Source organism: Neobacillus cucumis (assembly GCF_023715505.1).
Genome location: NZ_JAMBOH010000020.1, coordinates 86,415 through 96,261, shown reverse-complemented (window position 1 = coordinate 96,261; position 9,847 = coordinate 86,415). Strand labels below are relative to the sequence as shown.

Genomic DNA, 9,847 nt, shown 5'->3' with positions numbered 1-9,847 from the left:
ATGCCCGCAGAGGCTCCATGTCAAGCAACTTGGCCTTCTGAAAAAACAACGAAAGAAATCAAAAAATAAAAAACTACGAAAATGATAGATTAAGAGAGTAATTGTCCAAAATTCGGGGGTTAATCCGCGAATTATAAATGTTTTTAATATATGGAAAAAATTCTTCTCCATCTGGTGTTAGTGTAATTCCCTTTCTAGAACGTAAAATAAGTTTCGTAGAAAGTTCTTCTTCTAAAGAATTCACCATTTGGCTAATGGCGGATTGAGAATACCCAAGTTCTTCTCCCACTCCTGTAAACTGCCTGTTTCTATAGCTTTTATAAAAGGATAATAAGTATACACTCTCACTAACTCCTTTATATAAGAATTACTTATAATTCTATCAAAAATATTTATTTTAATAATGTGAATGCAATTGTTACTATATAGCTAGTGTTAATAAAAATACATAAAGGTTAGGGAACATCTGTTATTTGTTCTGTTCTTACTTGAAACAATATGTATGTAGGTATTGGTAAGATAAAAATGTAGTTAAATTAAATGATGAGGAGATGAGTAATAATAAATATTAATATTAAATATAAAAATATCATTTTTGCATTTTTAATGGCTTTTACTATGTCCTTTTTTATTTCATTAATATTAATCTTAATAAATAGGGGTTATGATGGAACATTTTTACATGCATGGTTAAAAACTTGGTCACAGGCTTTTATTTGCGCTTTTTTTGGGGCTTACTTTTTTCCGAAAGTAATACAAAAAATAATGAAAAAGATTAATTTTGTAGAAAAACCATTAATAATTGAGAATGATATTTTAGTGAGAGAACAAAACGATTAATCATAAAATTTAAAGCAAAGTACAGAGTCCAAAGTCATTATGGAAAAAGCATAACAAAGAGATTGAAAACGAACTAACTCAAACAAATAATTTAAATGTTAAGACCGTCGATGAGGAAAAGATAAAAATGCTTGGAGAAAATGCTATCGAGTTTTTAGGGTTAAATAAAACAAGTTTTCTTAGAGAAACGGTATAGATTTATAACAAAGGACATTTTGTTTAAATTGAATGTCCTTTGTTATTGCTGATCCATAGCGTATACATATTTAAATAGATTTTAAATTTTTTAAAGTTGTTTCAAAAGTATGAAGAAACAGAAGAAGCCTTTCTAACTTTGGAGATTCCTTTTTATATATTCCAGCAACATTATAAGTGAGATCTTTAAATTCAGCAAAAGGGACGGTACATAAATCTTTATTGCGTGTATTTGTGTGATTAGCTAGAATTAGTTCTGGTACGACACTAAAACCCCAGTTATTTTTAATCATCGATATTACCATTTCGAATCCGCCAACTTCAATTCGTTTTAGATTTCTTACTCCGATTAATCTTTCATCAATTTTTCGCCATAAGGCTGTTTCCCTACGATAGCAAATCATAGTTTGGTCAATAAGATCGTCTTTTAAAATTTCAGCTTTTCCAACTAATGGATGGTCTTTTCCAACAATAAAAACAAGCTTTTCATGAAAAATATATTCAGATTCCAGATTTGTAAATGGGATTACATCTCTTACAAGCCCTATATCGATTGTCCCATCTTTAATCATCTTAGAAACTTCTACAGAGTCCGCTGCTTCCACTAGTTCAAAAGAAAACTCACTTGTTCTGCGGAGCAGTGATAAAACCTCTAAGACAATTGAAACAGAGATGGCAGGTGATAATCCAATGATAATCGTTGGAGTTTTAATACCTTCAATCACCTGTCTTGCTTCTTTTACATAGTTTAATATTTTATGTGCATATGGAAGCAGGGCAGTTCCTTCCTTAGTCAATAAGATTTTTTTTCCGTCGCGGTAAAATAATTTACAGTCCAGTTCATTTTCTAATTTTTGAATTCTTGCCGTTACCGCCGGCTGTGTTAAATTCAAGTGGTCTGCTGTACGCGAATAATTATTTAACTCAAAAACAGTAATGAAGGTTAAAAGTTGTTCATCATCCATAACATCACTTCCTTATAAAAAAAAATGAGCTCCTTATATATTATGATATCAATAAAAATATTCCGGACGCTTGTATTAATGCGCTTTCATTTTTATGTAAAAAATTATAACTAACCAATAATTAATTATAGATTTTATTAATGTTAGATTCTAATCAAAAAAATCTTCTATTTACGGCTAAAATTCAAAATATTTTTTATAATACCGAGGCTTCAATAAATAGTGCATAATGATTCATTAATAATAATAATGTTTTGAGATTAGGTCAATGGTAGTTAGATTCGATAGAGAATTTGAATTCACAAACCCAAAGTCTACACTTTCTTCTCTAAACTAATTAGAGATGTCCGTATAATTACCTTGGTGTAATTCGAAATCAACAGTTGGGTACTTGGTCCTTAAAGTCTTTCGTCTTTTATCAATCCTGGTAGCCAATGACATGTAACACAAGAAAAGGTACCAATTCTTATGAGTCACTTTGTAGTCCCTCCATCTCTTTGCGCTTTTCTATCAATTCCTTATTCGAATTATTAAATGCTTTTATATATGGTTGTGATTGTTTGCAAACAACTGAAAAACTTAACTTTGGTTACATTTTGGTAACTTAGAATTTTTTAAATTTAAATTAGCTATTAATGAGCTGCTCGAATTGAAGGGCAGCTTCTTTTTATAGATTTTGAAACACATAAGTGTACGTATCATAGTGATACCGATTGTCGAATGCCCTATCCTTTCAGAAACAACCTTTGGATGTACTATTTGCTGGAAACTCCATAATGTACAGACTCTTTTCACAAAGTTGGTAAGGCTAGTACCCCATTTACAATTGCTATTCCCTTTTTATTGCTAACCCTTGATTAGTTCCGCCACGGTAATAAAAGGGTATTCCTTACTGATTCCAAGATATCATGGCGGAGTACAAAGAGTTCTCCGTTAGCCACACAGACCGCCGATTCTCCAACATCAGCATGATGAAGGTGAGAGTGCCAGTTGGCACTCAGCTTACAGTGACTGACTATACCCCGCAAAGCCTAAGCTTTATTTTGATGAAGAACTGACAGAGTAGTTTGACTTCTCAACAGATATCTTCCAAACCGCGCAGCCGATTTATGTCCAGACCTCCTCAAAACGGCAGTGGACCAGGTTCCAATTATAGGGGAAATCGAGCTATCATAGTCACTAGAGCCAATTGAATTAAGAAGAACACCCTGACATGCCTGCTTTTTGTTTGCTTATAAAATTTTCCCTACTATTAAAGTACCAGAATAGCATTTACCAGTAAATGGTTCATCTGTATAATAGCACCTATCAGATGCGATAAGAAATTCAGGTTTCGGGATACTTGTCCTAGAAAAGGACTTGTTATATCCATACTTTCCTATTTTTACTAAATATGTAAAAATACATAGGTTAATCTATTATCATGGCCTCTAAGAAAACATCAAAAAGTGAGACGGAGAAATGTTAAAACAGACAGTATTAAAAGTCGCTATGAGCGGCGCACTACTAACAGGGATTATGGCTTCACCATTTTCTTTAAACTTGAAAAGGCTGATCTCTTATGCAAGCCAGGGACAATCACAGTACGCAAAGCCGGTCGACAAGCTAGTGTTCATTTCATCCAATGAGGTGGGCGAAAAGATCAACTACATAAACGGCAAAAAGCAAGATGAAACGCTGGACAAGCTGAAAGATAAGGTTAAGAAAAATGCATTGGCAGTTAAATCTATCAAGCATTCAGGCAAGATTGATAAGAAGAACAAAGACCTTGTAGAATCAACAGACATCGCAGCCAATGTCGAGGACGTTAGAAAAGATGCGGATTTGCAAGCCTATCTTCAAACTGCGCTAGATGAAGGAAAAAGAGTCTACCTTTATGGAGAACTATCCATCGAAGAATACAAGGAATTGCTTAATATTGATGAAATCAAAGTCAAAGCAAAAGATCCAAATGGCGTCCAAGGCTACCTGGAATTTGGTGCAAGTGCTGAAAAAATTCAAGCAGAGAAAGGCGAATATAAAGAGAATGTTCCAACAGCAGACACCGTAAGCAACATCATCGGTTTCACAAAGAATGGCAAGGAGAAACGCCAATTTGTGGATATCAGCGATGCTGCTTACGATGACGAAGGGAACATGATTGGAAACAAAGAGGAATTTTACATCCAGGACATCCTAGCTGAACAAGCAGATTTGATTGAAATGGATGAAGCGGATAGCCAAGAAGAGACAGCTCTAGTATCGACAAACGAAGCAACTGCAGCTAGCTCGTTGGTAAATGACTCCTATGGTTCCTACTCTTTAGCCAAGAGTGGTTCAGGAACGACTATGGGACGTGTCGATATGGACTGGAAGCTTTATATGGCAAATCGTTCAACTGACAATAGCACCAAGTACGATTATTTCACTCTTTCACCTTTAACACAGGCTAATGCCTATAATGGGGCGCAAGCAAGAAATATTTGGCAGGATATCGATATCCCGATTGATGGTGACGAATTAGAAAAGTGGACACCACAAGGAGACAGTACAAAATCTGGTTGGGACCTAACCATTGGATTCCCTTGGGCTTTCAGTGCAACCATGTCCATGGGTGATGCAGTCACCGTGGATGATCAGAGCAGCATAGGATATGACTACGCAAGATGGGACGTATCGGATGGGGAATTGGATGATGAAGTCTTCAAGGGCACAGCCGGTTGGGCATCAACGGGCACTTATGCAACTGCGACTTATGCAGCTACTGTTACCGTTCAAATTTATAGCGGAACACAATATAAAACTGCTGCAAAACGTTTGTCTGTAAATTACGACTATAACTGATAACAGTTTGATGTGGAAAAGCAGGGTAGTAAAACTTTGCTTTTTCTTATAGGAAAATTTATGTATATTTACATAGAAATGGTAAAGTAGAATAAAGAAAAAGAACAGCGAGGGGTACAAAAAGAATGAGAGAATTAGTAGGTATTTTCATAGCAGTGCAAGCCATCCTTACAGGTCTGATCCTACATGGTATGAACTCTATATCCGATTCGATATTAATGGCATCAGCACATCAAAAGAGTGATGATATTACAATCAGTTGGGGCGGCCACCTGGGGACTGGCACATATATTTTGTTGGGTGCTATCGTGGTCGTTGGAGCCCTTTTAATTCTATTTAATAATAATAAAAGCAAATAAACGGGGCCTTAAAGCCCTGTTTTATTTTGCCTTTGATCATAAGTCAATATTAAACTTAAAGAGGTTATCAAGTTAGTATTCGTTTTTGATAATATGGGGTTTGTTAACTTTCCAAAACTCAAAATAGAACCAAAGTGTTAAAGGGCGGCCGTCCAGGCTAATTTTTGATAACTTAATAGTTTAGTTTTTTTGATATCCCATTTCATTTATTAAAGCAGTGATACACTGTTAGTCGATCTAACCTGCCCCTGTAGTTTAGTAAAGATGAAAGTAATGGAGCTTTAACTGAGTAGGGAAGCCATTTGATTATTAAGTGGAAATCCCCATCGATTTACTTCTTCCATTAAATTATCTAGTGTATTTTTTGCCTCTCTCTTTAACTCAATAGAATATCCATACACTAATAGCTTCAAATTCATCTTCATCAACAACTATCCATTCCTTGTTTCTTTCTTGAATATAATCTAAATCTAAATCAACAAAACTTATCTGATTACCTCTAAATATGGCAGGTTTTGCTACATTACAATATGTAGAAACAACATTTTCATTTTCAATTTCCATTGCCGCTGTGTACCATTGTTTTAAAGAGATAATACTCTACAGAGGTATTATGATAGTAAACACCTTATTTTTAGTATGAAGAATTAACTTTCGACCCGGTCAGATCTTGTAAGAGAAAGAAATTCTAAGGGTGAAGCACTTGAATAAAATTATAAAAATTTCAGCTTTTAAATTTCCTATATTCATCACTATGAATACCTGCCATACACGATTTCGATATGACTGAACTTAATAAAAAAGGAGAAATAAAGACAGTAGTAGCGCTTAAAAAGGTACTAACTTTATCATAAAATTGAAAGGCTATGCGATATAAAAGGTAACAAAAAGTTCGTTTTCCAATATACATTTGACGAAGAAACGCCTCCAAGGCTTTTGGATATCGTAAAATCATATATGGTATTCAGCTACAACAGGAACTTGATCACAAAAACCCACTGTTTTAGTGCATTATAATTGGGATAACTTGAATCAAGCCAAATCCGAATGGGTTACGCCGGATGACTGAGAATTTATTATTGCTGTTTGGAAAGGGCTTGAAGAGCAAGAGCAACCTGAACCATTTGTATAAAGACAAAGGATTACCACCGACAACTCTTGTGTTACTGCACTTCGGTCCCAACTGTAAATGGTTTTATCTTTAGCGGGAACAAAGCACTCACCAGGCGCACATACACTCAACACATGTGGAATGTGTAACAAAAGCGATGCATAATAAAATCTGGATCGCTTTTGTTATAAGAATCATCAAGTCGATTACATCATTGACCGGTTAACAACATGCAAACATTTTGCTAGCGGAGTACAATAAATCACAGTAAATGTTAAGATGTTACACGCAGCACCTGGAGAATGCGGATTCTATGCGACTTTCCTCTAATGCGGTTAAAAATGTTACAGCATAAAACTATATGGGCGGCATGATGTAACAATTACTGGTCTCAAATAGATCCCTTTCTCTTTGTCAAAAATGAAAAAAGAGGATGAGGTTTGTATAAAACGCAGATACTTGTACCGTATTAAAAGGTTTTAATAGTTTTTATCTTATTGCTAATCAGGGGGACAATTGGGGACACTTTGGGGACAAATTTGATCTAACTGTGTTTAATATCAAAAATTCAATCATATTAAGACTTATTGAAATCCTTGTTATAACAATACTTTCTTAATTAAACTGTTATAATCATAAAGTATATCCATCATTGACAGGGTTGGTGTCAAGGTTTAATTATGACCATGCGCCCTTGGGTGCCAATTGGAAGAAGAGGAGGTCTGAAAAAACCTCCGCATTTACTTGTTTAATCCTTTTAATAATATAAGAAAACTGGTCACACCTTTGGTCACAACTTGGTCACAGACTAGATGTCTTTATATTTAAATAGATAAAACTAAATGATCTATGATTTTTTTAAAAGTGCATTAAATCAAGACTTTGCAACATTAAATAAAACTAAATTAAATCAAAAAAGATACCTTCCCTCTAACTTCAAAACTGCTTGAGACCTGCGTGCCAGGTCTGGTGGGTTCGATTCCCACGCAGTACCGCCAAAGGTATTGATATATCACTTTTAGGTGTATGGAATAATTTGGTTTAAATAACCGTTTTACAGATAGACTGTGTAGGGGACTAAAATCAAACAGACTGTGGAGCCTCTTTTACTATGTTGGGAAACCCAATAATGCAAAAGAGGCTTTTTATCATGGAAGCCATGTAAAAAGAAGGGTAGAAAACAGTATCAACCAGGATATTCGTTGAAGAAGAGGATAAGTTCACAAAAGTGGGGTAAATCGTTATAAGACCAGTTTGAAACGTTTATATTCGCGAAAGTTTCAAGTATAATGAACCATATTCAGATTATGCATATGATATTTCTTTGAGAGAAATCCTATAGATAAGCGGGATAAATACAAAAAAACGAGGTTAATACATGAGTGAAACAAGATTTGAGGATTTTAATTTAAGCGATGAAATAAAAAGATCTTTAGAAGTATTAAAATACGAAGCTCCGACAGAGGTTCAGAGCAAAGTCATTCCATTAGTATTGGCAAATCAAGATCTTGTCGTAAAATCACAAACGGGCAGTGGCAAGACTGCATCCTTTGGAATTCCTATTTGCGAAATGATTGAATGGGAAGAAAAATTGCCACAGGCCTTAATCCTTACACCAACCAGAGAGCTTGCTGTTCAAGTTCGCGAAGACATTACCAATATTGGAAGGTTTAAACGGATCAAAGCAATGGCCGTTTACGGAAAAGAACCGTTTACGAAACAAAAAGAAGAACTGAAACAAAAAACTCATGTAGTTGTTGGTACCCCAGGACGTGTTATGGATCATATTGAAAGAGAAACCCTGGTTTTAGATAAAATAAAGTATCTAATTATAGATGAAGCTGATGAAATGCTTAATATGGGTTTTATCGATGAAGTAGAAGCAATTATAAATCAACTTCCTTTAAACAGAGTAACAATGGTATTTTCGGCAACATTACCTAAAGATGTTGAAAATCTCTGCTATAAGTATATGGAAAATCCTATTAATGTAGAGATTGAGGCTGGCGGGATTACGACGGATACAATCGAACATCGTCTAATCGAAGTGAAGGAAGATGAAAAAATTTCACTCCTGAAAGACGTTACCGTCGTTGAAAATCCAGACAGCTGCCTTATATTTTGCCGAACAAAAGAACATGTCGATACTGTCTATACTGAATTGGAAGAATCTAATTATTCTTGTGAAAGACTCCATGGCGGATTAGAACAACAAGATCGGTTTGCTGTAATGGATGGTTTCAAAATGGGGAATTTCCGTTATCTAGTTGCCACCGACGTAGCTGCACGAGGAATTGATATTGATAATGTGACACTTGTTATCAACTATGATGTTCCAATGGAAAAAGAGAGTTATGTCCACCGGACAGGCCGAACCGGCCGCGCAGGAAATGAAGGAAAAGCGATTACGTTTGCGACACCTTATGAAGGAAAATTCGTTAAAAATATTGAACGGTATATTGGTTTTGAAATTCCAAAAATGGACGCACCAAAGCCACATGATGTTGCTGGTAAGAAGGCTGCTTTCGAAGAAAAAATCAGCGGCCGACGAGTCGTAAGAAATAATAAAACTGCGAGAATTAACCAAGATATCATGAAACTATATTTTAGCGGTGGAAAAAAGAAGAAGCTTCGAGCGGTAGATTTTGTTGGAACGATTGCGAAAATTCCTGGAGTAACTGCAGATGATATTGGGATTATTACCATTCAGGATCAAATGTCCTATGTTGATATTCTGAATGGAAAAGGCTCGCTCGTTTTACAAGCTATGGAGAATGCAACCATAAAAGGAAAGAAGTTAAAAGTTAGTAAAGCACTTAAATAATTAAATTCAGCAAGTATTCGCCAAAAATATTGTCACAGTAACGTTAGTAAGCGTGTGGAATAAATTAGCCCGGAAAAAATCTGCCCCTAGAGTGCAGGGTACGTTAAATAGGCTGTTGAGCTTCTTTTGCTATGTTGGGAATCCCGATGAGCGAAGGAGGCTTTTTTACCGCATTCAAAAAATACACAAGCAAGAATTCTTCCATTATTATCGAAGTCAGCAAAAACGTAAATGAATTAATAAAAGGAAACAGTATGTAGATACCGATTATATTTTTCTTTCCAATTATGGCGGTAGGATGGTTCCCAGTTGAAAATGAGGTTCTCGGTCCTCGAAATTCACAATAAGTAAAGTTTGGACCTAATTTTAACTTGACAGAATGTTTGATAAATAGTAATATAAGTTGCATAAATTAATTGTTTGATTGATTTCTCTAAATAAATAGATTACTTTAGCATGACGTTAATAACTTTCTATTGACTATATGAAAAAGTAAATCTATAACAAAGAGGACAACTGTAATTATACTTCTTTATTGAAGAAAGAAAATTACATATTTAGGTAGACTATTAAAAGGCCTGATTGGGCCCGTTAAAAGTAAACCGACAATTTTCAAAGTTTAATGGATTTAACCATTATGCTAAAAAATTGTCGGTTTTTTTGTTTTTAAAAATAAACAGAAAGGAATGTAGCGTAATGAAGGAAATCGGTCAAAGTCATATTTTCGGAA

The 9,847-nt window shown here is 34.9% G+C and carries 7 protein-coding genes; 4 read left to right on the top strand and 3 right to left on the bottom strand.

The window, feature by feature from the left end:
• Nucleotides 1-73: 73 nt before the first annotated feature.
• A complete protein-coding gene (locus M3226_RS22655; RefSeq protein ID WP_251570904.1) occupies nt 74-289 on the bottom strand; it encodes a LysR family transcriptional regulator in 216 nt (71 codons plus the stop codon).
• Between the two features lie 317 nt (nt 290-606).
• On the opposite strand from M3226_RS22655, the gene M3226_RS22650 reads away from it, so the two are divergent.
• Nucleotides 607-840: a DUF2798 domain-containing protein gene (locus tag M3226_RS22650; RefSeq protein ID WP_285857950.1), complete on the top strand. Its 234-nt coding sequence runs from the start codon at nt 607-609 to the stop codon at nt 838-840.
• A 266-nt stretch (nt 841-1,106) separates the two neighbouring features.
• Here the strand turns inward: M3226_RS22650 and M3226_RS22645 are convergent, their stop codons facing one another.
• Complete coding sequence (locus tag M3226_RS22645; RefSeq protein WP_251570902.1) at nt 1,107-2,000, bottom strand: LysR family transcriptional regulator; 894 nt, start codon at nt 1,998-2,000, stop codon at nt 1,107-1,109.
• A 1,491-nt stretch (nt 2,001-3,491) separates the two neighbouring features.
• Between M3226_RS22645 and M3226_RS22640 the strand changes: the two genes are divergently transcribed.
• Nucleotides 3,492-4,823, top strand: a complete 1,332-nt coding sequence (locus M3226_RS22640; RefSeq protein WP_251570900.1) for a hypothetical protein — start codon at nt 3,492-3,494, stop codon at nt 4,821-4,823.
• 125 nt (nt 4,824-4,948) lie between these two features.
• A complete protein-coding gene (locus tag M3226_RS22635) occupies nt 4,949-5,182 on the top strand; it encodes a hypothetical protein (RefSeq protein WP_251570898.1) in 234 nt (77 codons plus the stop codon).
• Between the two features lie 381 nt (nt 5,183-5,563).
• Here M3226_RS22635 and M3226_RS22630 read toward each other — a convergent pair whose 3' ends face one another.
• Nucleotides 5,564-5,776 carry a DUF402 domain-containing protein gene (locus M3226_RS22630; protein WP_308211978.1) on the bottom strand — a complete coding sequence of 71 codons (213 nt, stop codon included), beginning with the start codon at nt 5,774-5,776 and terminating at the stop codon, nt 5,564-5,566.
• A 1,895-nt stretch (nt 5,777-7,671) separates the two neighbouring features.
• Here M3226_RS22630 and M3226_RS22625 point away from each other — a divergent pair.
• The gene (locus M3226_RS22625; protein ID WP_251570894.1) at nt 7,672-9,117 is read left to right on the top strand and encodes a DEAD/DEAH box helicase; all 1,446 of its coding nucleotides are present in this window, start codon (nt 7,672-7,674) and stop codon (nt 9,115-9,117) included.
• Nucleotides 9,118-9,847 lie beyond the last annotated feature (730 nt).

Excerpts from the sequence above, each read along its gene's own strand:
- M3226_RS22650 (WP_285857950.1), top strand. The coding sequence starts at position 607 with ATGGCTTTTACTATGTCCTTTTTTATTTCATTAATATTAATCTTAATA.
- M3226_RS22645 (WP_251570902.1), bottom strand. The coding sequence starts at position 2,000 with ATGGATGATGAACAACTTTTAACCTTCATTACTGTTTTTGAGTTAAAT.
- M3226_RS22640 (WP_251570900.1), top strand. The coding sequence starts at position 3,492 with ATGAGCGGCGCACTACTAACAGGGATTATGGCTTCACCATTTTCTTTA.
- M3226_RS22635 (WP_251570898.1), top strand. The coding sequence starts at position 4,949 with ATGAGAGAATTAGTAGGTATTTTCATAGCAGTGCAAGCCATCCTTACA.
- M3226_RS22625 (WP_251570894.1), top strand. The coding sequence starts at position 7,672 with ATGAGTGAAACAAGATTTGAGGATTTTAATTTAAGCGATGAAATAAAA.